The following is a 23,425-nucleotide window of genomic DNA, read 5'->3' as shown; positions in this document are numbered from 1 at the left end:
CCGGGTCTGGGGCGCAGCTCCCAGGGGTCGAGCCGCCCACCCTGCATAGCGGGGCCCCTACGCCGCCGCCCGGAGCTCATCCTCCGTACGGCCCCGGCGCCAGTACCCCACGAACGTGACCCGCCCCCGGTCCACCCCCCGCTCACCCACGAAGTGCCGCCTCAGGGAGCGGACTTGGGAGGCTTCGCCTGCGATCCAGACGTACGGGGAGGTGCCGGGCAGCGGCGCCGCCGCTATGGCGTCCAGGGCGGAGGCGTCCGGCAGCCACGTCACCTCCGCGTCCGCCGCCGTCGCCAACTCCATCGCGTCCTCGGCGGACGGCACCGTGATCCAGACCTGGGCAGGCATGCCCGAGGGGAGCCATTCGAGGATGGCCGCCGCGGCCGGCAGTGCCGTCTCGTCGGCCCAGATGACGACGGAGTCGGTCCCGGCCGGCGGTCGGAAACGTACCGCCGTGTTGTCCGCGACGGCCGGGCCCAGGACCGTAACCCTGGCGCCAGGACGCGCCGAGCCCGCCCAGCGGCACGCGGGCCCGCCGTCCTCGTGCAGCGCGAAGTCGATGTCGAGCTCGCACGCCCCGCCCGGATCGCGGCGCTGCGCGCGGACCGTGTACGAGCGCATGATGGCCCGTACGTCGTCGGGCAGCGCGCGATAGGCGCCCCACCAGCCCTCCGCGTCGTCGGCCGGCGGCAGGACGGGTGCCTCCTGGCCGGGGTGCGGCAGGAAGAGCGACAGGCTTTGGTCGCGGCCCCCGGCGGCGAACTCCGCGAGGTCCTCGTCGCCGAAGCCCCCGAACGTGACCCGCATCAGCGACGGGCCGAGCCGCCGGGCCCGTACCACGCGCAGATCGAAGAGGCGGAAGGGGGCGGTGGCGGTCTCGGCCGGTGTGGGCATCGTCAGGCGACCTTCTTCGCGTTCTCGATGGCCTGGGCGAGCGCGTCGACGATGGGCGCGACGCGCGCGTAGGAGTAGATCGGTTCGGTCAGGCGCGGCACGACCTGGTTGGCCTTGACGGCGGGCAGCTGCCCCCAGGTCGGCTTGTTGCCGAGGTCGCCCGGCTGCAGGGTGCCGGTGCGGTTGTCCATGAGGATGAGGTCCGCCGGGTACTTGGCGACGTTCTCCCAGCTGAGCGACTCGAAGAAGCCCTGTGAGTCGACCTTCGGGGTGACGAATTGGACGCCCAGCTCCTGGAAGTACCGGGTGTCGCAGCTCCGCTTGGCCTCGGAGACGTAGAACAGGTCGGGGCTCGCCGAGCCGAGCAGCACCCGGATCCCCGGGTTTGCCTTCACGGCGGCGCGCAGCCGGGCGGAGGCCTTCTCGAACGCGGCCTTCGCGTCGGTGACCTTCTTCGCGTTCAGGTCGGCGCCAAGGGACTTGGCGAGGTCCGCGCGGCGCTGAAGGGCCGCGGGCATGCTCTGGTCGGCCGCCCACAGGGCCACGCTCGGCGCCAGCTTGAGGATCTTGTCCTTGCTGTTGTCCGGCACGTACCAGAGAACGTCCTTCTGCCACATGTCCGTGATCAGCACGTCCGGTTGGAGCGCCGCGTACTTCTCGACGCTGAACTCGCCGTAGGTGTTGCCGATGATCTCGACCTTGCTGATGTCGAGGTCACCGGCCTGCACATCGGCCTTGCCGTCCTTCGTCCTCGTCGGGCCGAAGACGCCCTTGACCTGGATCCCGTAGTCGAAGAGGGCGGCCGCGGTGCCGGTGTAGGCGACGATGTTCTTGGGCAGGGCCTTGGTCTCGGCGGTCTGGCCGCGATCGTCCTTGAACGACCAGGGTCCGGACTTGCCCGCCGTGCCGCCGTCCGCCGAGCCGCCCTTTTTGTCGCCGCCGCAGGCGGTCAGCACGGCACCGACTCCGATCGCGCCGCCCATGGCCAGCAGGCCGCGACGGGTGGGCAGGGACGCTCGGGCGAGGGGCATGACGGTGTCCGCTTTCGTACGTACGTGCCGGGGACCGGCCGCTGGCTGGATGTGAAGATAGGTTAGCCTAACCTCACTACTTAGCCGGTGGCTGGCCCCTCCGCCTCTACGTGTCGCCCACTACGCGCCGAACTCGGCCCGGCACGCGTCGAGCCCCACGACCCGTACGTCCACTGCGCGATGGCGCTTCGTGTCGAACCAACAGGCCCCGGCGTCCGCCCCGCTACCTGCCCAGCAGCGACGCCTGCCGGGCCAGCGGCGCGTACGTGAACCGCACCTTGTGCGAGGGGCTCGGCTCGTACGAACGCAGGCAGGCCACGCAGTGCCAGTGCCAGCGGTCGGCGGCGCCCGGCGCCGTGGCCGAGGTGTCCTTCCACAGCGGTGGACGGCTCGCGCAACTGGGGCAGTTCGGAGGATTCACCCTGACAGGGTGCGGCCCCGGGCACCCGAGGGCGGGGACGACGCGAGCGCCGCCACTCCTTTGGAGGACTTCGGGAGCACGTCGGAGTGGCTTTGGAGTGGCTTTGGGGCCCCGGGGGTCATCGACCCCGGGGCCCCAAAGGTCAGGCAGGCAGCCCCAGTTCACGCGCGATCAGCATCCGCTGCACCTCGCTCGTGCCCTCGCCGATCTCCAGGATCTTGGAGTCGCGCCACATGCGGGCCACCGGGTACTCGTTCATGAAGCCGTAGCCGCCGAAGATCTGCGTGCCCTCACGGGCGTTGTCGACCGCCACCGTCGACGAGTACAGCTTCGCCAGCGCCGCCTCCTTCTTGAACGGCTCCCCGTGCACAAGCCGGGACGCGGCGTCGCGCCAGCCGACCCGCGCCATGTGGGCCCGCAGCTCCATGTCGGCGATCTTGAACTGGATGGCCTGGTTGTCGCCGATCGGGCGGCCGAAGGCGTGCCGCTCCTTCGCGTACTTCAGCGACTCGTCCACACAGCCCTGCGCGAGCCCGGTCGCGAGCGCCGAGATCGCGATGCGGCCCTCGTCCAGGATGCGCAGGAACTGGGCGTACCCGCGGCCCTCCTCGCCGAGCAGGTTCGCCACCGGGACCCGTACGTCCGAGAAGGCCAGCTCACGGGTGTCCGAGGCGTTCCAGCCGACCTTCGAGTAGGGGGCCGCGACCGTGAAGCCCGGCGTGCCGGACGGGACGATGATCGAGGAGATCAGCGGGCGGCCGTCCTCCTTGCGACCGGTGACCGCGGTGACGGTGACCAGGCCGGTGATGTCCGTACCGGAGTTGGTGATGAAGCACTTCGAGCCGTTGATCACCCACTCGCCCGTGGAGTCGTCGCGCACCGCCGTGGTCCGGGTGCCGCCCGCGTCCGAGCCGCAGTCCGGCTCGGTCAGGCCGAACGCGCCGAGCATCTCGCCCGAGCACAGCTTCGGCAGCCACTGGCGCTTCTGCTCCTCCGTACCGAAGCGGAAGATCGGCATCGCGCCGAGCGAGACGCCCGCCTCCAGGGTGATGGCCACCGACGAGTCGACGCGGGCCAGCTCCTCCAGGGCGATGCCGAGCGCGAGGTAGTCGCCGCCCATGCCCCCGTACTCCTCGGGGAAGGGAAGGCCGAACAGGCCCATGCGGCCCATCTCGCGGACGATCTCGTACGGGAACTCGTGGCGCTCGTAGAAGTCGCCGATCTTCGGGGCGACGACGTCGTGGGCGAACTCCTCGACGGTACGGCGGAGTTCCTCGTGCTCGGGGGTGAGACGGTGGTCGAGGGGCATGGCTACGACTCCTGGTGGGAGAGGGCACGTACGGTGCGGGAGGGGCTGGGGCGGCCCAGCTGTCCGGCCATCCACACGCTGGTGGCGGTGAGCAGGCCGAGGTCGACCCCGGTGTCGATACCGAGGCCCTGGAGCATCCACACGAGGTCTTCGGTGGCGAGGTTTCCCGTGGCGGACTTGGCGTAGGGGCAGCCGCCGAGGCCGCCGGCCGAGGCGTCCACGGTGCTCACGCCGTGCTGGAGGGCTGCGAGCGTGTTGGAAAGGGCCTGGCCGTAGGTGTCGTGGAAGTGCACCCCGATGGCGTCGGTCGGCACGCCCTCTTCGTTCAGCCCGGCGAGCAGAGCCCCCACATGGGCAGGGGTGGCGACCCCGATGGTGTCGCCCAGGCTCAGCTCGTCGCAGCCCATGTCGACCAGGGCCTTGGCGACCCGCACCACCTGGCGCACCGGCACCGCGCCTTCCCAGGGGTCGCCGAAGCACATCGACAGATAGCCCCTGACGTGCGCTTTCTCCGCCTTCGCGCGGCTCACCACGGGCTCGAACATCGCCAGCGACTCGTCGACCGTGCGGTTCAGGTTGGCCTTGGCGAAGGACTCGGTGGCGCTGGCGAACACGGCGATCCGGTGGGCGCCGAGCGCGAGCGCCCGGTCCAGACCCCGCTCGTTCGGTACGAGGACGGGGAGGGCGATGCCCTTGAGGTCGCCCAGCATCGGGAACAGGGCTTCCGCGTCCGCCAGTTGGGGCACCCACTTGGGGTGCACGAAGCTGGTCGCCTCGATGGTGGTCAGGCCCGCGGCCGCCAGGCGGTGCACGAACTCGGCCTTGACCTCGGTCGGCACGACCGACTTCTCGTTCTGCAGCCCGTCGCGCGCCCCGACCTCGTGGATGCGGACCCGGGACGGGAGGTTCTGCGCCGGAACGACCATGGGGAGGGTCATGGGGTCTTCTCCTCGGGGGTCTCCTGGACCGTCTCCTGCGCGGCGGGTGTGACCACGGCAAGCACCTGGTCCATGGCCACGGTCGAGCCCGGGGTGACGTCGAGTTCGGTGACCGTGCCCGCGTGCGGGGCGGAGATCACGTGCTCCATCTTCATCGCCTCGACCACCAACAGGCTCTGCCCGGCGTCCACTTCGTCGCCGACCGCCACCTTGACGACGGTGACCGTGCCCGGCATGGGCGCGGCCAGAGTGTCGGCTCCGCCGTGCACCTTGCCGCTCAAGGCCGCCTCGACCGGGTCGTGGTCCGTGACGTGCCAGCTGTCGCCGTCCCGCCCGAGCCAGCTTCCGGCCCGGTGGAAGGTGTGGGTGACGCCGTCGAGTTCGACGGTGACCCGGTCCGGACCGAGATCGGTCGCCGGGCTCGCGGCGCGTGTGACGGGTTCGCGTCCCGGTACTCGCAGGGAGAAGACGAGCGGCGCGGGTTCGCCGCCCATCCGCCAGCCGCTCGGCACCGAGAACGGGTCGGTCCAGCCGTCGGCCGGCGCGGGCCGCAGCGCGTCGAGCCGTACCGCCGCGGCCGCCGCGTACACCTCGTCCGGTACGCCGTCCGGGACCAGCGAATCCGCCTCGCGCTCGACCAGACCCGTGTCCAACTCCCCTGCCACCACGGCCGGATGGGCAAGCAGGCGGCGCAGGAATCCGGCGTTGGTGGGCACGCCGAGCGTCACCGTGCCGGCGAGCGCCGCCCGCAGTTTGCGCAGCGCGGTCGCGCGGTCGGGCCCGTACGCGATCACCTTGGACAGCATCGGGTCGTACAGGCTGCCCACCTCGGTGCCCTCGCTCAGCCCCGAGTCCGTACGGATGCCGTCGCCCTGCGGCTCGCGCAGGCTCAGGACCGTACCGCCGGACGGCAGGAAGCCACGGGACGGGTCTTCGGCGCAGACGCGGGCCTCGATGGCGTGGCCGGTGAGGGTGATGTCCTTCTGCTCGTACGGGAGTTGCTCTCCGGCCGCGACCCTCAGTTGCCACTCCACCAGGTCTACGCCGGTGATCAGCTCGGTCACCGGGTGCTCGACCTGGAGGCGGGTGTTCATCTCCATGAAGTAGTACGAAGAGGGGTCGCTGCCCGGCACGATGAACTCGACCGTGCCCGCGCCCGAGTAGCCGCAGGAGCGGGCCGCCTGGACGGCCGCCTCGCCCATCGCGGCGCGGGTCGCCTCGTCGAGCAGGACGCTGGGCGCCTCCTCGATGATCTTCTGGTGGCGGCGCTGGAGCGAGCACTCGCGCTCGCCGAGGTGGATCACGTTGCCGTGGCCGTCGGCCAGGACCTGGATCTCGATGTGGCGCGGCCGGTCGATCCACCGCTCGACGAGCAGTGTGTCGTCGCCGAACGAGGCTCGGGCCTCGCGGCGGGCGGCCGCGATCTCGTCGCCGAGCAGCGCCTCGTCGCGGACCAGGCGCATGCCCTTGCCGCCGCCGCCCGCGCTCGGCTTGAGGAGCACGGGCATGCCGATCTCCCGTGCGGCGTCGGCAAGTTGATGATCCGTCAGGCCGCTGCCGGAGGAGCCCGGAACGACCGGGACGCCGGCCGCCCGCACGGTCTCCTTGGCGCGGATCTTGTCGCCCATCAGGGAGATGGCCTCGGCGGGCGGGCCGATGAAGACCAGGCCGGCCTCGGCGCAGGCATGGGCGAATGCCGCGTTCTCGGCGAGGAAGCCGTAGCCCGGGTGGACGGCCTGGGCGCCGGTGCGCAGCGCCGCCTCGATGAGCCGCTCGGGGCGCAGATAGCTCTCGGACGCCGCGGCGGGGCCGATGCGTACCGCCGTGTCCGCCTCCCGGACGTGCCGCGCGTCGGCGTCCGCGTCGCTGAAGACGGCGACCGAGCGGATGCCGAGCTGTCGCAGCGTGCGGATGACGCGGACCGCGATCTCGCCCCGGTTGGCGACGAGCACTGTCGTGAACATGGAAGCCCTCACCGGGGAAGTCGAGGTGGAAGTCGACATGGGTGCCGTCTCAGGTGTCTCAGCCATCACGTCCGTCACATCCGGAAGACGCCGAAAGCGGGCTCGGCGAGCGGGGCGTTGGCGCAGGCCGTCAGGGCGAGGCCCAGGACCTGGCGGGTGTCGACCGGGTCGATCACCCCGTCGTCCCAGAGCCGGGCGGTGGCGTAGTAGGCGTTGCCCTGGGTCTCGTACTGCTCGCGGATGGGGGCCTTGAAGGCCTCCTCGTCCTGCGCGCTCCAGTCGTCCCCCAACTGGTCGCGCTTGACGGTCGCCAGGACCGAGGCGGCCTGCTCGCCGCCCATCACCGAGATCTTGGCGTTGGGCCACATCCACAGGAAGCGGGGGCTGTAGGCCCGGCCGCACATCGAGTAGTTGCCCGCGCCGTACGAGCCGCCGACGACGACGGTCAGCTTCGGCACCCGTGTGCACGCGACCGCCGTCACCATCTTCGCGCCGTGCTTGGCGATGCCGCCCGCCTCGTAGTCGCGCCCGACCATGAAGCCGGAGATGTTCTGGAGGAACACCAGCGGGATGCCGCGCTGGTCGCACAGCTCGATGAAGTGGGCGCCCTTCTGGGCGGATTCGGAGAACAGGATGCCGTTGTTGGCGACGATCCCGACCGGGTGGCCGTGGATCCGCGCGAACCCGGTGACCAAGGTCTGCCCGAACTCCGACTTGAACTCCTGGAAGCGCGAGCCGTCGACGACCCGGGCGATCACTTCCCGTACGTCGTAGGGGGTGCGCGAGTCGACCGGCACGGCGCCGTAGAGACCGAACGGGTCGGCCTTCGGCTCCTCGGCCGGCTCGACCGACCAGGGCAGCGCGCCGCGGTCGGGGAGCGTGGCCACGATGTTGCGGACGATCCTCAGCGCGTGCGCGTCGTCCTCGGCCAGATGGTCGGTGACGCCCGAGACCCGGGAGTGGACCTCGCCGCCGCCGAGCTCCTCGGCCGTGACGACCTCGCCGGTCGCCGCCTTCACCAGCGGGGGGCCGCCCAGGAAGATCGTGCCCTGGTTGCGGACGATCACGGCCTCGTCGCTCATCGCGGGGACGTACGCGCCGCCGGCCGTGCAGGATCCGAGGACGGCCGCGATCTGCGGGATGCCCGCGCCGGACATCCGGGCCTGGTTGTAGAAGATCCGGCCGAAGTGCTCGCGGTCGGGGAAGACCTCGTCCTGCATCGGCAGGAAGGCGCCGCCCGAGTCGACGAGATAGAGGCAGGGGAGGCGGTTTTCGAGCGCCACCTCCTGGGCCCGCAGGTGCTTCTTGACCGTCATCGGGTAATACGTGCCGCCCTTGACCGTGGCGTCATTGGCGACGATCACGCACTCGCGGCCGCTGACCCGGCCGATCCCGGCGATCACCCCGGCGGCCGGCGCCTGCCCGCCGTACAGGCCGTCGGCGGCCAGCGGGGCCAGCTCCAGGAAGGGCGAGCCGGGGTCGAGGAGGGTGTCCACGCGGTCCCTCGGCAGCAGCTTGCCGCGCGCGACATGCCGCTCGCGGGACCGCTCACCCCCGCCGAGCCGGGCCGTGGCGAGCTTCGCCCGCAGCTCCTCGCCGAGCGCGCGGTGCGCCGCCTCGTTGGCCCGCCAGGCCTCGGAGGCGGGATCCGCCGCACTCCCCAGGACCGGTGCCTGCTGCATCGTGTCGAGCCCCCTTGCCCGTACGCGGCGACGTCAACGGATGTTAATGACCGTTAACTCGTTTCCCTCAGGTTAACGAGCGCTAACCGCATTGTCTAGAATGAATTCCCATGAGCACCCGTACCGACGCCCCTACCCGCCGCGAGCAGATCCTGCGCGAGGCCGCCCGCCTCTTCGCCGAGCGCGGCTTCCACGGCGTCGGCGTCGACGAGATAGGGGCCGCGGTCGGCATCAGCGGCCCCGGCCTGTACCGGCACTTCGCGGGCAAGGACGCGATGCTGGCCGAGCTGCTCGTCGGCATCAGCGGGCGGCTGTACGACGGCGGGCGCAAGCGGGTCACCGAGGCGGCGGGCGACCCCGAGCGGCTCCTCGGCGCGCTCATCGACGGGCACATCGACTTCGCGCTCGACGACCGGGCGCTGATCACCCTGCACGACCGCGAACTCGACCGGCTCCGCGACAGCGACCGCAAACTGGTGCGCCAGCTCCAGCGGCAGTACGTCGAACTGTGGGTCGGCGTCGTGCGCGAGCTGTACCCGCCGGTGCCCGAGGCGGAGGTGCGCGGGGCGGTGCACGCGGTGTTCGGCCTGCTCAACTCGACGCCCCACCTGGGCACTTACGGAACCGGGCTGCCCGGCCGCGCGGCCACCGAGGCACTGCTTCGCCGCCTGGCGCACGGGGCCTTCGCCTCCCTGGACGCGCACTGAGCCTCTTCCGCCGCTCCGGAAAGCCCCGTCCGGTGCGCGGGACAGCCCGGCCGGGGGCGGCGCGGGCGGGGCAGAATGGCCGCATGCCGATACCCAGCCGTGCCGCCCTTGTCGACCACCTCGTCCGCACCCGTATCGCCGGTGACGTCGCCACGCCCCGCGACAACAACCTCTCCCACTACCGCAAGCTCGCCAACGGCGACCGCCACTACTGGCTGGGCCTGGAGCTGGGGGACCGCTGGAGCGACGAGCAGGACGTGCTCGCGGTGATGGCCGAGCGCTGCGGCGTCGTCGACGACCCGGAGCACCGGGCCGGCCAGGACACCATCGACCCCGAGCTGACCGTGGACGGCCTGGAGCGGATGGCGGCGCGGCTGCGCAAGGCCGCGGCGGGCCGGGAGCGGGTGCTGTTCGCGACCGGGCACCCGGGCGCGCTCATCGACGTCCACAGCCGTACGGCCGCCGGGCTGCGGGCGGCGGGCTGCGAGATCGTACGGATCCCCGGCGGGCTCACCGCGGACGAGGGGTACGTCGTGCAGTTCGCGGACGTCGCCGTCTTCGAGCGGGGCGCGTCCTTGTGGCACACCCACTCGCCGGAGCCGATGCGGGCGATCCTGGGCGCACTCGACACCCCGCCGGACCTTGTGGTCGCCGACCACGGCTGGGCGGGGTGCGCGGGGCAGCTCGGGGTGGACGCGATGGGCTACGCGGACAGCAACGACCCCGCGCTGTTCATCGGCGAGGCGGAGGGCACGCTCCAGGTGACGGTGCCCCTGGACGACCACGTCCTGGATCCCCGGTTCTACGAGCCGATGACGGCGTACCTGCTGGACGCGGCGGGCCTGACGGTCTGACCCCGCTGGGCCCTGTGGGCCCTGCTAGGGACGCGGGGAGCTGCGCGGGACGCGGACCACGCCCTCCTGGATCACCGTGATCGCCAGGCGGCCGTCCTGCGTGTAGATCCGGGCCTGGCCGAGCCCGCGCCCGCCGGACGCCGACGGGGACTCCTGGTCGTACAGGAGCCACTCGTCGGCTCGGAAGGGCCGGTGGAACCACATCGCGTGGTCCAGCGAGGCACCCACCACGTCGCCGACCGCCCAGCCGCCGCGCCCGTGGGCGAGCAGCACCGAGTCGAGCAGCGTCATGTCCGAGACGTACGTGGCCAGGCACACGTGCAGGAGCGGGTCGTCGGCCAGCTTGCCGTTGGTGCGGAACCACACCTGCGAGCGCGGCTCGCGCGGGGTGCCGACGGTGCCCCACGGCGGTACGTCCACGTACCGCAGGTCGACGGCCGCGCGAGCCTCCAGCATGCGGTCGACCACGCCCTCGTCGAGGAAGGCGTCCGCGTAGCGCGGCAGCATCTCGGCGGCCGTCGGCAGCGACTCCGGGTCCGGCGCGGGCGGCATGCCGGTCTGGTGCTCCATGCCCTCCTCGTACGTCTGGAACGACGCGGAGAGGTGGAAGATCGGCTGGCCGTGCTGGATGGCGACGACGCGGCGGGTGGTGAAGGAGGCGCCGTCGCGGATGCGGTCCACGGTGTAGACGATCGGCGCGCCCGGGTCCCCCATCCGCAGGAAGTACGCGTGGAGGGAGTGCGCCATCCGGTCCGCGGGGACGGTGCGGCCCGCGGCGACCAGCGCCTGGGCGGCCACCTGGCCGCCGAAGACGCGGGGGACGACCGCCGAGCGGGAGTGCCCCCGGAAGATGTCCTCCTCGATCCGCTCAAGGTCGAGCAGATCGAGGAGGCTCTCAAGTGCCTGATGCATGAGGGTAGTTGTACAGGTCTGGTCGGTGACCGGCCTCTACAGCCCCATGTCCTTGGCGATGATCGACTTCATGATCTCGCTGGTGCCGCCGTAGATCCGGTTCACCCGGTTGTCGGCGTACAGACGGGCGATCGGGTACTCGTTCATGAAGCCGTAGCCGCCGTGCAGCTGGAGGCAGCGGTCGATGACGCGGTGCGCGACCTCGGTGCAGAACAGCTTCGCGGACGCGGCCTCGGCCGGGGTCAGCTCGCCCGCGTCCAGGGCCTCCAGGGCGCGGTCGGCGACCGCCTCGGCGGCGTCCACCTCGGCCTGGCAGGCGGCCAGCTCGAACTTGGTGTTCTGGAACGAGGCGACGGGCTTGCCGAAGACGGTGCGGTCCTGCACGTACTCCTTGGCGAACCGGACGGCCGCCTTGGCCTGCGCGTACGCGCCGAACGCGATGCCCCAGCGCTCGGAGGCGAGGTTGTGGCCGAGGTAGTAGAAGCCCTTGTTCTCCTCGCCGAGCAGGTCCTCGACGGGAACCTTGACGTCGACGAACGCCAGCTCGGCCGTGTCGGAGGTCTTCAGGCCGAGCTTGTCGAGCTTGCGGCCGATCGAGTAGCCCTCGGACTTGGTGTCCACCGCGAAGAGGGAGATGCCGTGGCGGCGGTCCTCGGCGGAGGGGGCGTCGGTGCGGGCGCAGACGATCACGCGGTCGGCGTGCACGCCGCCGGTGATGAACGTCTTCGAGCCGTTGAGGACGTAGTGCGAGCCGTCCTCGGACAGCTTGGCGGTGGTCTTCATGCCCGCGAGGTCGGAGCCGGTGCCCGGCTCGGTCATCGCCAGCGCCCACATCTCCTCGCCGGAGACGAACTTCGGCAGGAAGCGCTTCTTCTGCTCGTCGGTGGCGAGCATCTTGATGTAGGGCAGGCCGAGCAGCACGTGCACGCCGGAGCCGCCGAACTGCACGCCCGCGCGGGCCGTCTCCTCGTACATGACGGCCTCGAACTTGTACGAGTCGATGCCGGCGCCGCCGAACTCCTCGTCCACGCGGATGCCGAAGACGCCGAGCTCGGCGAGCTTGTAGTAGAACTCGCGCGGCACGATGCCCTGCGCGAACCACTCGTCGTAGACCGGAACGACCTCGGCCTCGATGAAGGCACGCAGGGTCTCCCGGAACGCCTCGTGGTCTTCGTTGAATACCGTACGGCGCACGGACGCCCTCCTCGGCTCACAGTTTAGCTAAGCGCTTGCTCAGGTTGAAATACGAAGTTACCCGGCAGTCACCGGCACTGTCCAGAGTGAGACGCCCCACTCTGCGACGCCACCCAGCGTGAGCCGATGTCGCAAGCGGCCGTTACGCTGACCGCGAGAAGGGGGCAGCATGCTGCTGAGATTCCGCGCTGCGAACGTGCGATCCCTGCGTGATGAGCAGGAGCTGTCTTTTGTCGTGCCGCAACGGGAGCTGCCCGACGCCCCGGACGACACCACACGAACCCTGGAACTCGCCGGCGGCCGCGCCGTAGGAGTGCTGCCGCTGATCGGTATTTTCGGCGCCAACGCCTCCGGCAAGTCGAGTGTGCTGGGCGCCATGACGGACATGCGCACAGCCGTTCTCGACTCCTACGCCCGCTGGGCTTCACGCGGCAGCATCCCGCGCCGTCCATTCGCCCTGGCCCCCAAGGAAGAGGGCGAGCCCAGCTTCTTCGAGGTGGATCTCGTCATCGACGGAGTGCGCTGGACGTACGGGTTCGAACTCGGGGCCGTTCGGGTCGAGTCCGAGTGGCTGCACAGCTACCCGCGCGGCCACCGCCAGGTATGGCTCGACCGTGACGCCTCACGAGCGCCCGACAAGGTGTACGACTGGCCGGGCAACCGAGTCAAGGACCGAGCCCAGCTCGTGCGACGCACCCGTCCCGACGCCCTGCTTCTCTCCATGGCCGGAACGGACAACCACCCTCAACTCTCCCCGCTCTTCCATTGGTTCCGCCGCAACCTCTGGCTGATTAACCCGGAAGACGAGCGGGCGGAACGCGAGCGGTACACCGCCGACGCGTTGTCCGGCCCCAGGGCGAAGCGGATCCGTGAGTTGCTGACCGTGGCCGACCTCGGTATCACCGGAGCCCAGGCTGTCCGGAATCAGGATGGGCGGCTGGATGTCCAGCTCACTCACCGCACGGTGGAGGGCGAGACCGCCCTCGACTGGCGGCATGAGTCCCTCGGCACCCGGTCATGGTTCGCCCTTCTCGGCCCGATGCTCCTCGCTCTCGACGAAGGCGCCGTCCTCCTCGTGGACGAACTGGACGCCAGTCTGCACCCGAGGTTCGCTGCCGAAGTCGTCCGGCTCTTTCAGGACCCACAGGCAAACCCGGAGGGCGCCCAGCTGGTCTTCACCTCGCACGACCCTTCGGTCCTTGGCACTCCGAGTGGTGAGCGGCTGCTCGACCCGGAGCAGGTGTGGCTGACCGAGAAGGACGTGCACGGCGCGACCGAGATCTATCCGCTGACCGCCGCCGACCCGGGGGAGAAAGAGGACCTGATGAGGTCCTACCTCGCCGGGGCCTTCGGCGGGGTCCCCGCCCTCCTGGAGGGCCAGATCACCAGGCGGCTCCTGGTCGCGAAGGAACAGGAGCGCGCGGCGGGGCGGGGCCGCGCGGAGCAGAAGGGGCGGGGCTGAGCAGGTGGCACGAGCGAAGGGCAAGGAGTCGCTGGGGGCGCCCGCGCGTGGCGGGAGGCGGAAGAAGGTCGTCTACGTCTTCACGGAGGGCAAGGAGACCGAGCCCTCGTTCCTCGACATCATCTGGGAGCGGCACCGCGAGTCCGGGGCCGCGCGGAACGTCGACATGCGGATCGCGAACAGGAAGGCCGCCGGGTCTCACCGCAAACCGCTCACGCTGGTGGAAGACGCAACCAGGACGATGAGAGAGAAGACCCGCGAGGCGAAGAAGGCGAAGACTCCACTCCCGGAGGTCTGGGTTCTCTTCGACCGCGACCAGCACGAGCACATTCAGAAGGCGATGAGCGAGGCCGAGGCAGCCGGGGTGAAGGTTGCCTTCTCCCATCCCTGCTTCGAGGTGTGGCGCCTCCTTCATCACAAGGACGTCTCCGGCAGCTTCGGCGGAGTCTGCGGTCTCGCCACGGAACGGCTGCCCTTCGCGCAGACATCGCTGAACATCAAGGTCGTTCAGCCGGACGAGATCCCCAAGGGCAGCTACACCAAGGCCAGGGACCGCGCGTTGAAGATGAACGCCCAGCACCACGAGCACGTGCCGCGCGAACTGCGCGACCCGTACACGGACGTCCACGCATTCGTCGAAACGGGACTCGGAATCACCACTTACTGATCAGGCCGAATCCGATCGGCACTGCGGATTTCGGCCGGGCCGGTGTCGGCCGTAGGGTTCCTACGTCATCTCAGTCGTAGGGAGTCGGTACGTGGCCAAGCTCACGCTCGCGCAGTTGGAGCGGCATCTTTTCGCCGCCGCGGACATTCTCCGCGGCACGATGGACGCGTCCGAGTACAAGGACTACATCTTCGGTCTGCTCTTCCTGAAGCGGGCCAACGACGAGTTCGAAGCCGCACGTGACCAGATCAAGGAACGCGCGGCGAGCGAGCTGGGCCTCAGCGGGGTATCGCTGGACGGCTACCTGGAGCAGGCATCCGAGTACAGCAACCGCGATGTGCTGTTTGTCCCCAAGATCGCGCGCTGGAAGTCGATCTCCTCGGCCACGCACAACATCAACGAGGAGCGCCTGCGCCCCGCCCTCCAGGCCCTGGAAGGCCAGAACGACAAGCTCAAGGGCCTCTTCGACCACCTCGACTTCAACCGCATCGGCGGCTCCGGCGCGGCGGCGGGCGCGGCCAAGCTCGCCGACCAGCGGCTGAAGCTCCTCATCGCCCACTTCGGCCGCATCAGGCTGCGTACCGACGACTTCGAGTTCCCCGACCTGATCGGTGCCGCCTACGAGTACCTGATCAAGGAGTTCGCGGACTCGGCGGGCCGCAAGGGCGGCGAGTTCTACACCCCGCGTGCCGTGGTTCGCATGATGGTCGAGCTCCTCGACCCCCGGCAGGGGGCGCGCATCTACGACCCGTGCGTCGGCTCGGGCGGCATGCTCATCCACGCCAAGGAGTACGTAGAGGAACATGGCGGTGACACCTCGGACATGTTCCTCGCCGGCCAGGACGCCAACAGCGGCTCCTGGATCATGTCGACGATGAACATGGTGCTGCACGGCGTACGCCGCTTCGACCTGCACACCGGCGACACCCTCGCCGAGCCGGCGCACGTGCCGAAGACCGATCTGGACCGCTTCGACGGGGTGCTCAGCAACCCGCCGTTCTCCATGGACTACGTGCTGGCCGACCTCGCGCACGGCGCCGAGCGGACGAAGTACGGGGCGACCAGCGAACGCGGCAAGGCCGACCTGATGTTCCTCCAGCACATGCTCTGGGAGACCAAGCGGGAGGGGCGCGGCGGCATGGTCATCACGGTCATGCCGCACGGTGTGCTTTTCCGCGGCGGCGGTGAGCAGGAGATCCGTACGAAGCTGCTGGACGAGGACGCGATCGAGGCCGTCATCGGCCTGGCTCCCAACCTCTTCTACGGAACCGGCATCCCGGCCTGCATCCTGATGCTGCGCCCGCCGGGCAAGAAGGACCCGGCGCGGGTCGGCAAGGTGCTGTTCATCAATGCCGACCGCGAGTATCACTCGGAGCGGGCGCAGAACGTCCTGCTGCCCGAGCATGCCGAGAAGATCGTGACGACGTACCGCGAGTACGCCGAAGTGCCGGGCCTCTCACGGGTGGTGAGCCGTGAGGAGCTGCGCGACAACGAGGACAACCTCAACATCCGCCGGTACGTGGACAACACGCCGCCGCCGGAGCCGCAGGATGTGCGGGCCCATCTGGTGGGTGGCGTGCCGCGCACTGAGATCGAGGCCAAGAAGGAGCTGCTCGACTCGTACGGGCTGCGACTCGCCGACCTCTTCGTCGAGCGGAACCCGGCGGATCCCGAGTACGTCGACTTCCTGCCGGAAGGGCAGCGCCCGGACGCGGCCCGGCTCGCCGAACTGGCCCGCCCACGCGAGGACGCGCTGCGGGACGCCTTCGGTGCGTGGTGGGCCGGTGAGGTCCGGCACCTGGAAGCGGTGGCGGCCACCCCGGAACGCCTCGCCGACCTGACGCCCTCGGAGCGCAAGGCCGCACTGATGGCGGTGCGGGGCTCGCTGATCGAGTCGTTCGTGGAGCGACTCGGGAAGGTCGGTCTCCTCGACCGGTACGCGCTCGCGGGCGCGGTGGCCGGCTGGTGGTACGAGGCCAAGTACGACCTGCTCGCGCTCTCGGAGAACGGTTTCGCGGGAGTCCTGGACGGCTGGGTCGAGAACGTCGAGACGATGCTCGCGCCCGAACAGGACCCGAAGACAAGGAAGTTGCGCAAGCGCACCACGGCCGAGCGTCGTCAGGCGTACGACCACAAGGTGGTCGCCGCCATCGCCCCCGACTTCCTGGAGGAACTCGCGGCGGCGGATGCCCGCAAGGCGGAGCTGGACGCGCGCTGGAAGGAACTCAACGCGGAGCCGTCGGAAGACGGCGAGGAAGAGGCGCAGGACTCCGATGCGCCTTCGCGCGAGGAAGTCGCCCTGAGCGTCGAGCAGTTGGCCGAGCTGGCGACGGTGAAGAAGGAGCGCGCGAAGGTGGGCGCGCTCATCAAGCGCCTTGAGGCCGACTTCTGGTTCGAGCGGACGCCGGGCGACCAGCCGCAACTGGGGGAGGAGTCGACGCCCCGCCTGTTCCGGGCGCGGGCCGCCCTGGACGCGGCGGGGGAGCGGCGGGTCGTGCTGGACCTGTTGCGGGACGACCTCGCGGGGAAGCTGGACGGTCATGTCGTCCGCCGTAGGCGGGAGTTGGCCGAGGCGTACGGGATGTGGGACGGCAAGTACGCCGTCTCGTTGCGGGAGATCCGGGCGGAGCGGGAGCGGGCTGCGGCTGAGCTGGATGGGTTTCTGGAGGGGCTTGGCTATGCGTGAGCTTCGGCCCGGGTGGGCTCTGTCCCGAGTGGGCGATCTGTTCGATATGCAACTGGGCAAGATGCTGAGCAAGGAGGCGACCGCTGGTCCGGCTCAGAGGGAATATCTGACCAACAAGAACGTTCAGTGGAACCGGATCGGCTTTGAAGAGCTGAACCACATGAGTTTCAGTGGGTCGGAGCGTGTGAAGTTCAGACTGCTCCGAGGGGACTTGTTGGTCACTGAAGGTGGTGAAGTTGGGCGAACTGCCATTTGGGAAGAGCAGCGCCAAGAGTGCTACTTCCAGAAGTCGCTGCACCGACTGCGCTCACGCGGGGGAATCGATCCCCGTTACATGCTGCATTACATGAACTATGCCGCTCGATGGAAGCTATTCGATGATGCTGTGGGACAGACGAGTATTGCGCATTTGCCACAAGATAAGTTCGCTGAGCATCTTGTTGCCCACCCCGTTAGCTTGAGGGAGCAGCGCCGCATCGTCGAGGTCATCGAGGCCGTGTCTGCGCAGGAGCAGGCCATTGAGGCGTCGATTGCGAAGATGCGCAGCGTACGGCAAGGGGCTTTGCTGGCTTCCATGTCCTCTGTTGTGGAGGCGGAACCCCTGGCGGGCTGGGCGAGGGTGCCGTTGAAGGACGTCGTGCCCACGGCCGAGTACGGCATCTCCGAGGCTCTGAACCAGGATCCGAGAGGCGTTCCGGTGCTGCGGATGAACAACCTTCAGGACGGAAGGCCCGAGCTCTCGGAGTTGCGGTACAGCCCGGTACCGGTCCCGAATCGACTCCGGCTCCAGTACGGTGATGTCCTGTTCAACCGCACGAACAGCATTGACCACATTGGAAAGTCGGCGATGTGGCGCGATGAAATCCCTGAGGCCACTTTCGCGTCGTACCTGGTGCGCATCAACTCTGACCGTACTCGCCTGATCCCGGAGTACCTAGTCGAGTGGCTCATGCATCCGCTGATCCGGCAGCGCGTTCGGGCGATCTCGACCGTTGCTGTCCAGCAGGTCAATGTCAACCCCACTCGGCTGCGGGAAATGGATATTGATCTGCCAGTTGAGGTAGCCGAGCAGCGCCGAATTATTGATTCGCTCAATTCTTGCGACGGGCAGATCGCGAATGAGGAGGCGGAGCTGGCCAAGTTGCAGGCTCTCAAGTTGGGTCTCGTGGACGATCTGCTGGCCGGGAGGGTCTAGCGAACGGCTTGAGTTCGGCAGGTTAAACGGTTACGAGAATGGCGAGGCCCGTGCTTTGTGAGGCGCGGGCCTGTTTGTTGGGGCGGCTCAGGCGGTGAAGTGGCCGCTTTTGATTGCCGCCACGAACGATGACCAGCCCGCCTTGGGGAGGATCAGCGCCGGTCCGCTCGGGACCTTGGAGTCGCGGACCGGAATGCCCGTCGTGTAGTCATCCACCACCTCGACGCAACTCCCCGAGTCGCTTCCGCTGTACGACGACTTGCGCCAGCCGCTCAGTGAGGCGGCGTTTGGGATGATGTGCTCACTCACGGTGTCCATATTCCTTCGCTGTCGCCTTCAACAGGACGAGTGACTCTTTGGTCGGTAGCGCTTCGCCCAGTGCGAGATCGTAGACGGCTTGCAGCCGCTCGACTACGGCTGGAGAGTCGTGCACCTTGCCGACGGACAAACCCTCGCTGTACGCGGCCGGGGGTTGGTCCTCGAACCACATCAGCGTCAGCATGCTCTGCATGAGCGGGTACACCCCCAAGCCGAACGGCATCACATGCGTGCGTACCCGCCCGGTCTCGATCAGGCGGACGATGTGCATGATCTGTTCCGCCATCACCTCCGGGCCACCGACCGGGCGTCGCAGGACGGCCTCGTCCAACAGGGCCCACACCACGGGCGTCACTGGATCGGTGAGGATCTTCGAGCGGTCAAGCCGTGCGACAACGTGCCTGTCACGTTCCTCATCGCTGTGCGGAGGGAAGGCGGCACCGATGACCGCGCGTGCATACGCGTCCGTTTGCAGGATGCCAGGCACATGGGACAGTGCGAACTCCCGGATCATCGTTGCCTGTTGTTCGAGATGGCGCGCCGCCGCGAAGTGGTCGGCAATCGCCGAATCATCCCCCGGCAGGAACCTGGTCAACACATCCCCCGTGCCCAGCGCCCGGTCCAGTCTCTGTGCGTCCTCCTTGGACGGGATGCGGCGCCCCGCCTCGATGTGTGCGATGTGCGACCGGGTCATGATCGCCTCTACGGCCAGTTCCTGCTGAGTGAGGCCGGCTGCCTCGCGCTGCTGGCGCAGCCATTCGCCGTACGTATTGTTCACGGCCAACTCCCTTGCGACAAAGGCCTTGTCACGCTCTGCCCGCTGGCAAGGCTAGCCCGCCCGGTCTCACTCTGTAAGTGGATCGCTACGCAGCGATATCGAGGCGGGGTGCCGCCAACTGCCAAGAGAGGGCGGCCACATGACGTACTGGATCATCCGAATCCTCGAAAGTCTGCTGCTGCGGCTACGGCCCGCCGAGCCGGAACCGGATCCGCCGCACCCCGCCCCGCCGAGGGTCGCCGCCTCCTGGGATCCCGAACCTCTCCTCCGAGGCGAGGACAGTCCCCTCGTCCGCCCGTACCTCGTCGCGCACGAGCGGGACGAGGCGCGGCGACGGCGCGTGCTCTGGCTCACCGCGCACGGCGTCGAGATTCGGCCGTACCCGAACCGGCGTGCGGGAGTGGGTACATGAGGGACGAAGGCCAGCTGCTCCCGTGGGTCAGCCCGGACGGCAAACCCTGCTACCTCCTCACGGACGGGACCGGGTACCTCGCCCGGGTCGCCGACGGCATCGAGAGCATCCGGCTCGGTATGGCCGTCGAACTGCTTGACCACGCCGACCACATGCTGGGCGGAGGCGGGCCCGCCACCAGCGCCCAGCTCCGATTCCTGCTGGCCCGCATGGCCGAGGCTCTCCGTGACGTGCACCGGATCGCGGTGAGCCGAGGGGCCCGGCTTCCGGGGCCTGAGGCCGATGGGCCCGCTGACTGACCCCGAACGCCTCATGGACGTACACCCATAAACCCCACCACAACCCCAGCCCTCCTCCCATTCCCGCAGGCCAGAACCCTCCCACCCTGCCCTCCCGAGGCGCAGAATGAGTGGCCTGAGCGGAGAACGGTACGGGCGGGAAGGCGCGGGGCGTGGTCGTGCAGGTGGAGCGGGACGAGGTGGAGCGGCCGATCGTCGCGCAGCTTGAGGCGATGGGGTGGACGCATCTCACCGGCAAGGACGTCGGAACGCTCGACGCCGACGCGCCTCTGCTCGTGGACCGGCTGGATGCGGCGCTGCGGCGGATCAACCTGCGGGCGAGTGACCGCAAGCCGTGGATGGACGCGACGGATGTGTCCCGGGCCCGTGCGGAACTGACCCTCGTCCCCCTCGGCAAGGGCATCGCGCAGGCCAACTTCGACGCCACCGAGATGCTGCTCAGCGGCTGCGTCCTGACCGCGCCGTCGGCCGACCACGGCGGGCCCTCCGCGACCGTGCAGTACATCGAGTGGCATGAGGAGCGGGCTCAGCTCAACGAGTTCGTCGTCGTTGATCAGCTTCGGGTCAAGAGCCGGTCCGGTGATGTGTCGGTCCTCGACATCGTCCTGTTCGTGAACGGCATTCCGCTCGTCGTCGTCGAGGCCAAGAGCCCGGAGCTGTCCGATCCGCTCCGCAGTGCCGTCGTCGACCTGCGCCACTACGCAGGTGATCCGCTGCCAGACGACGAACGCGTGGAAGCCGGGCTGCCGTTGCCGGCCGGTGTCCCCGAGCTCTTCCGGACCGTGCAGCTGCTGGTCGCCGCGACGGCCGACACCGCCTATCTCGGGACGGTCACTTCGGCGCCCGAGCACTTCCACCCGTGGCGCAGTGTCGAGCCGGAGCGGCCGCAGACGATCGCTGGTGAACTGCCGGACGACGTCGGCCCGTTGAACGAGCGGCACAAGCTCGTCGGGGTCGTGCTGAGGCCCGCCGCGCTGCTCAATGTCGTACGGCATTACGTCATCCCGCTGCCCGTCGAGAACGAATCCGGCGGGACTCGCACGGTCAAGGCCGTGGCCCGGCACCAGCAGTACCGGGCCGCCGAGAAGTCCGTGCGACGGCTGCTCAACGGGCGGACCCGGAGCGGGCTGCTCGACGCGGACGAGCGCGGTGGTGTCATCTGGCACACGCAGGGCTCCGGCAAGAGCCTGACCATGACGTTCCTGGTGCGCCGCATCCATCTGCACCACCGGCTCAGCGAGTTCATGGTGGTGGTCGTCACCGACCGCGCCCAGCTCCAGGACCAGCTGTCCAAGACCTTGAGGCTGAGCGAGTCCGAGGTCGAGACCGCCGAGACCCGGACACAGATGGAGGGGCTGCTGCGGGACGGCGGACGGCGCGTCGTCTTCGCCATGATCCAGAAGTACGGGGGCGGGTTCACCTTCGCCGCCGAGGGCGGGCAGGACGGCGACGACCGGGACCTCGCCGAGGAGTACGAAGAGGCCGAGCGGGCCCGGCGGGAGAGGGTGGTCGAAACTCCGCCGATCGTTCCGAACTTCCCGGAGTGCAACACCTCCTCCGACATCCTCGTCCTGGTCGACGAGGCGCACCGCTCGCACACCAGCGTGCTGCACGCCGCGCTGCGCAAGGCCATCCCCAACGCGGCGAAGATCGGGTTCACCGGCACGCCGATCATGACCGGCCGGGAGGCCGACACCCGCCGGATCTTCAGTGGTGGTTCGGGGCGGGACTTCCTCGACACGTACCGGATGGAGGAAGCCGAGCGCGACGGCGTCGTCGTTCGCATCCGGTACGAAGGCCGCACCGGCGAGGGCAAGGTCTTCGACAAGGACGGGCTCGACCGGAACTTCGAGGACCTGATCAGGGACCGCACGCCTGAGGAGCGCGCGAAACTGCTGAAGAGTTCGCCGACCGAGCGGGACGTCGCCGAATCACGGCCGATGATCCGCGCCAAGGCCGAGGACATGCTGGAACACTGGGTCACCTGGGTGCTGCCGGGCGGCGGCTTCAAGGCTCAGGTCGCCGCCGTCAGCCGGAAGGCGGCCGTGGAGTATCACCAGGCGCTGCGGGCCGCGCGCGATGCGCTGATGATCGAGCTCACCGCCTTCGACCCGGAGTCCGTGGCCGGTACCCCCGTCGAGGACCTGCCCCGTCGGCTCCGCTACCTGCACACGGCGCACCAGTACCGTGCGCTGCTGCGCCGCATCGACTTCGTACCGGTCATCTCGCCGGGTGCCGAGCGCAAGCACCGCCGCTGGCTGTCGTGGACCGACAAGGAGCGGCAGAAGGCGTATATCGATCGGTTTCACCACGCGTTCCCGCATCTCCCGCCCGAGCCGGAGTGGGTGGCGTCGACGCCGTTCCATCAGGGCCTACAGGACGCCCAGCATTCCGATGTTGCGGACCACCCCTGGTCCCCGCCCGCCGAGCCCGCGCAGCCCGAGACCGGGCCGGGGCCGGACCCCGTGCACCCGGAAAGCCCTGTCGCCTTCCTCATCGTGAAGTCGATGCTGCTCACCGGCTTCGACGCGCCGCGCGAGCAGGCGCTCTACCTGGACCGCCCGATCCGCGACGCCGAACTGCTCCAGGCCGTCGCCCGGGTCAACCGGCCCATGCCCGGCAAGGAAGTCGGTTACGTCGTCGACTACTACGGGGTCTTCGAGCACCTGGCCGGCGCGCTCGCCGGGTACCGGGACGCCGATGTCGACGACACCATGAGGAGCCTCTCGGACGAAGTCGAGGCCTTGGCCCCGGCCGCTGAGGCGGTGCGGAACTTCCTGAAGCAGTACGGCATTTCCGACGCCGACCTCGACGACGTCGCGCGGCTCGGCGGGCTCGCTGCCGGTTTCGAGGACGAGGCCAAACGGTCCGGGTACGACACGGTGCTGCATGAGTTCCTGGCAGCGCTGGAGCGCGTACTGCCACACGAGCACGCGCTGGACTTCGTGGACGACGCACGCCGATGGGGCAGGCTCCAAAAGCGCATCCGGACGCTTCACCGGGACGGTCCTGGCGGGATCTTCACCTTGCGCAACTACGGCCGCAAGGTGCGTGCGATGATCGCCGACCATCTGGAGGCGCCGGAGTTCGAAGAGGTCATCCCGCCCGTCTCACTCGCGTCGCCCGCCTTCGACGACATGGTGCGCGCTCTGCCGGTCCGTGAGGCGGCGGCAGAAATGGGGCACGCCCTGCGCTTCCACTTGGAGGAGCGGGTCAAGCGGGAGGACCCGGCGAAGTACGCCCGGCTCTCGGAGCGGCTTGAGGAGATCCTGCGGGATCTCGCCGGACGGTTCGACGAGCAGCTCGCCGAGTTCGGCCCGCTCATCGAGCAGGCGCTGCAGGAGGAGGAGCAGGATCCGGCGCTCGCCGGACTCAGCCTGCTTGAGCAGCGGGTGTTCCGGCTCCTCGACCAGTTGTTGATGGAGTACCCCGGAGCCGCACATGACGAGACGCGGGACAGTCGGCTGCTGATCGGCGACGTGTGCGACGTGGCCGCGCGCACGATGGGGAAGGCCGCCTACCAGGGCCAGAGCCAGGACATCAGCGACCTGGCGAGCGGCATCCACACTCAGCTGGTCAGGGGCGGCCTTCGGCCCACCGACCCGGCGGACTGGAGTCCTCTGGGGCACATCGCGCAGGGGCTCGCGTCTTTCGCGAACAGTAACCGTGCGCAGTTCTTGGGCAGGGCCCGGGGAGAATAGG

20 protein-coding genes are annotated in these 23,425 nt (G+C 69.3%); 9 read left to right on the top strand and 11 right to left on the bottom strand.

Annotated features, from left to right (window positions below):
- Positions 1-57: 57 nt before the first annotated feature.
- The 7 genes from ACWC2B_RS03540 to ACWC2B_RS03510 form a co-directional block, all read right to left on the bottom strand.
- Entirely contained in the window at positions 58-894 is an 837-nt protein-coding gene (locus ACWC2B_RS03540) for a siderophore-interacting protein (protein WP_450714765.1), read from the bottom strand.
- A gap of 2 nt (positions 895-896) precedes the next feature.
- Positions 897-1,925 carry an ABC transporter substrate-binding protein gene (locus tag ACWC2B_RS03535; RefSeq protein ID WP_450714764.1) on the bottom strand — a complete coding sequence of 343 codons (1,029 nt, stop codon included), beginning with the start codon at positions 1,923-1,925 and terminating at the stop codon, positions 897-899.
- A 223-nt stretch (positions 1,926-2,148) separates the two neighbouring features.
- Complete coding sequence (locus ACWC2B_RS03530; protein WP_450714763.1) at positions 2,149-2,346, bottom strand: hypothetical protein; 198 nt, start codon at positions 2,344-2,346, stop codon at positions 2,149-2,151.
- A 142-nt stretch (positions 2,347-2,488) separates the two neighbouring features.
- Positions 2,489-3,655, bottom strand: coding sequence for an acyl-CoA dehydrogenase family protein (locus ACWC2B_RS03525; protein WP_450714762.1), 1,167 nt, complete (start codon positions 3,653-3,655; stop codon positions 2,489-2,491).
- A gap of 2 nt (positions 3,656-3,657) precedes the next feature.
- Complete coding sequence (locus ACWC2B_RS03520) at positions 3,658-4,593, bottom strand: hydroxymethylglutaryl-CoA lyase (protein ID WP_450714761.1); 936 nt, start codon at positions 4,591-4,593, stop codon at positions 3,658-3,660.
- Complete coding sequence (locus ACWC2B_RS03515; protein WP_450714760.1) at positions 4,590-6,557, bottom strand: ATP-binding protein; 1,968 nt, start codon at positions 6,555-6,557, stop codon at positions 4,590-4,592. The genes ACWC2B_RS03520 and ACWC2B_RS03515 overlap by 4 nt, the downstream gene beginning before the upstream one ends.
- Before the next feature lie 74 nt (positions 6,558-6,631).
- A complete protein-coding gene (locus tag ACWC2B_RS03510) occupies positions 6,632-8,239 on the bottom strand; it encodes a carboxyl transferase domain-containing protein (protein ID WP_450714759.1) in 1,608 nt (535 codons plus the stop codon).
- A gap of 110 nt (positions 8,240-8,349) precedes the next feature.
- On the opposite strand from ACWC2B_RS03510, the gene ACWC2B_RS03505 reads away from it, so the two are divergent.
- Together ACWC2B_RS03505 and ACWC2B_RS03500 are read left to right on the top strand one after the other, a co-directional pair.
- Positions 8,350-8,946 (top strand): SACE_7040 family transcriptional regulator, encoded by a 597-nt coding sequence (locus ACWC2B_RS03505; protein WP_344378860.1) that lies wholly within the window; start codon positions 8,350-8,352, stop codon positions 8,944-8,946.
- An 83-nt stretch (positions 8,947-9,029) separates the two neighbouring features.
- Positions 9,030-9,800, top strand: coding sequence for a phosphatase (locus ACWC2B_RS03500; RefSeq protein WP_450714758.1), 771 nt, complete (start codon positions 9,030-9,032; stop codon positions 9,798-9,800).
- Between the two features lie 24 nt (positions 9,801-9,824).
- Here the strand turns inward: ACWC2B_RS03500 and ACWC2B_RS03495 are convergent, their stop codons facing one another.
- Entirely contained in the window at positions 9,825-10,712 is an 888-nt protein-coding gene (locus ACWC2B_RS03495; RefSeq protein ID WP_450714757.1) for an acyl-CoA thioesterase, read from the bottom strand.
- Positions 10,713-10,748: 36 nt separating this feature from the next.
- Positions 10,749-11,906, bottom strand: a complete 1,158-nt coding sequence (locus ACWC2B_RS03490) for an acyl-CoA dehydrogenase family protein (protein WP_344378855.1) — start codon at positions 11,904-11,906, stop codon at positions 10,749-10,751.
- 169 nt (positions 11,907-12,075) lie between these two features.
- On the opposite strand from ACWC2B_RS03490, the gene ACWC2B_RS03485 reads away from it, so the two are divergent.
- The 4 genes from ACWC2B_RS03485 (at position 12,076) to ACWC2B_RS03470 (ending at position 17,916) form a co-directional block, all read left to right on the top strand.
- A complete protein-coding gene (locus ACWC2B_RS03485) occupies positions 12,076-13,368 on the top strand; it encodes an AAA family ATPase (protein WP_450714756.1) in 1,293 nt (430 codons plus the stop codon).
- Positions 13,369-13,372: 4 nt separating this feature from the next.
- A complete protein-coding gene (locus tag ACWC2B_RS03480) occupies positions 13,373-14,035 on the top strand; it encodes an RloB family protein (protein WP_450714755.1) in 663 nt (220 codons plus the stop codon).
- Between the two features lie 91 nt (positions 14,036-14,126).
- Positions 14,127-16,721 (top strand): N-6 DNA methylase, encoded by a 2,595-nt coding sequence (locus ACWC2B_RS03475; protein ID WP_450714754.1) that lies wholly within the window; start codon positions 14,127-14,129, stop codon positions 16,719-16,721.
- A complete protein-coding gene (locus ACWC2B_RS03470; protein WP_450714753.1) occupies positions 16,690-17,916 on the top strand; it encodes a restriction endonuclease subunit S in 1,227 nt (408 codons plus the stop codon). The genes ACWC2B_RS03475 and ACWC2B_RS03470 overlap by 32 nt, the downstream gene beginning before the upstream one ends.
- 87 nt (positions 17,917-18,003) lie before the next feature.
- Here ACWC2B_RS03470 and ACWC2B_RS03465 read toward each other — a convergent pair whose 3' ends face one another.
- Positions 18,004-18,225: a DUF397 domain-containing protein gene (locus ACWC2B_RS03465; protein ID WP_450714752.1), complete on the bottom strand. Its 222-nt coding sequence runs from the start codon at positions 18,223-18,225 to the stop codon at positions 18,004-18,006.
- Complete coding sequence (locus ACWC2B_RS03460) at positions 18,218-19,012, bottom strand: helix-turn-helix domain-containing protein (protein ID WP_450714751.1); 795 nt, start codon at positions 19,010-19,012, stop codon at positions 18,218-18,220. The genes ACWC2B_RS03465 and ACWC2B_RS03460 overlap by 8 nt, the downstream gene beginning before the upstream one ends.
- A 139-nt stretch (positions 19,013-19,151) precedes the next feature.
- Here ACWC2B_RS03460 and ACWC2B_RS03455 point away from each other — a divergent pair, with 139 nt between their 5' ends.
- From ACWC2B_RS03455 to ACWC2B_RS03445, 3 genes are all read left to right on the top strand, one after another.
- Positions 19,152-19,424 carry a hypothetical protein gene (locus ACWC2B_RS03455; protein ID WP_450714750.1) on the top strand — a complete coding sequence of 91 codons (273 nt, stop codon included), beginning with the start codon at positions 19,152-19,154 and terminating at the stop codon, positions 19,422-19,424.
- The gene (locus ACWC2B_RS03450) at positions 19,421-19,723 is read left to right on the top strand and encodes a hypothetical protein (RefSeq protein WP_450714749.1); all 303 of its coding nucleotides are present in this window, start codon (positions 19,421-19,423) and stop codon (positions 19,721-19,723) included. The genes ACWC2B_RS03455 and ACWC2B_RS03450 overlap by 4 nt, the downstream gene beginning before the upstream one ends.
- 152 nt (positions 19,724-19,875) lie before the next feature.
- On the top strand, positions 19,876-23,424 hold the full coding sequence (locus ACWC2B_RS03445) for a type I restriction endonuclease subunit R (RefSeq protein WP_450714748.1): 3,549 nt from the start codon (positions 19,876-19,878) through the stop codon (positions 23,422-23,424).
- Position 23,425: the final 1 nt, after the last annotated feature.

Source organism: Streptomyces sp. NPDC001415 (assembly GCF_053597395.1).
This window is presented reverse-complemented; position numbering and strand designations above follow the sequence as displayed.

Bases quoted from the DNA above. Each gene is read 5' to 3' on its own strand.
- ACWC2B_RS03540 (WP_450714765.1), bottom strand. From the start codon at position 894: ATGCCCACACCGGCCGAGACCGCCACCGCCCCCTTCCGCCTCTTCGAT.
- ACWC2B_RS03535 (WP_450714764.1), bottom strand. From the start codon at position 1,925: ATGCCCCTCGCCCGAGCGTCCCTGCCCACCCGTCGCGGCCTGCTGGCC.
- ACWC2B_RS03525 (WP_450714762.1), bottom strand. From the start codon at position 3,655: ATGCCCCTCGACCACCGTCTCACCCCCGAGCACGAGGAACTCCGCCGT.
- ACWC2B_RS03520 (WP_450714761.1), bottom strand. From the start codon at position 4,593: ATGACCCTCCCCATGGTCGTTCCGGCGCAGAACCTCCCGTCCCGGGTC.
- ACWC2B_RS03515 (WP_450714760.1), bottom strand. From the start codon at position 6,557: ATGTTCACGACAGTGCTCGTCGCCAACCGGGGCGAGATCGCGGTCCGC.
- ACWC2B_RS03510 (WP_450714759.1), bottom strand. From the start codon at position 8,239: ATGCAGCAGGCACCGGTCCTGGGGAGTGCGGCGGATCCCGCCTCCGAG.
- ACWC2B_RS03505 (WP_344378860.1), top strand. From the start codon at position 8,350: ATGAGCACCCGTACCGACGCCCCTACCCGCCGCGAGCAGATCCTGCGC.
- ACWC2B_RS03500 (WP_450714758.1), top strand. From the start codon at position 9,030: ATGCCGATACCCAGCCGTGCCGCCCTTGTCGACCACCTCGTCCGCACC.
- ACWC2B_RS03495 (WP_450714757.1), bottom strand. From the start codon at position 10,712: ATGCATCAGGCACTTGAGAGCCTCCTCGATCTGCTCGACCTTGAGCGG.
- ACWC2B_RS03485 (WP_450714756.1), top strand. From the start codon at position 12,076: ATGCTGCTGAGATTCCGCGCTGCGAACGTGCGATCCCTGCGTGATGAG.
- ACWC2B_RS03470 (WP_450714753.1), top strand. From the start codon at position 16,690: ATGGGTTTCTGGAGGGGCTTGGCTATGCGTGAGCTTCGGCCCGGGTGG.
- ACWC2B_RS03455 (WP_450714750.1), top strand. From the start codon at position 19,152: ATGACGTACTGGATCATCCGAATCCTCGAAAGTCTGCTGCTGCGGCTA.
- ACWC2B_RS03450 (WP_450714749.1), top strand. From the start codon at position 19,421: ATGAGGGACGAAGGCCAGCTGCTCCCGTGGGTCAGCCCGGACGGCAAA.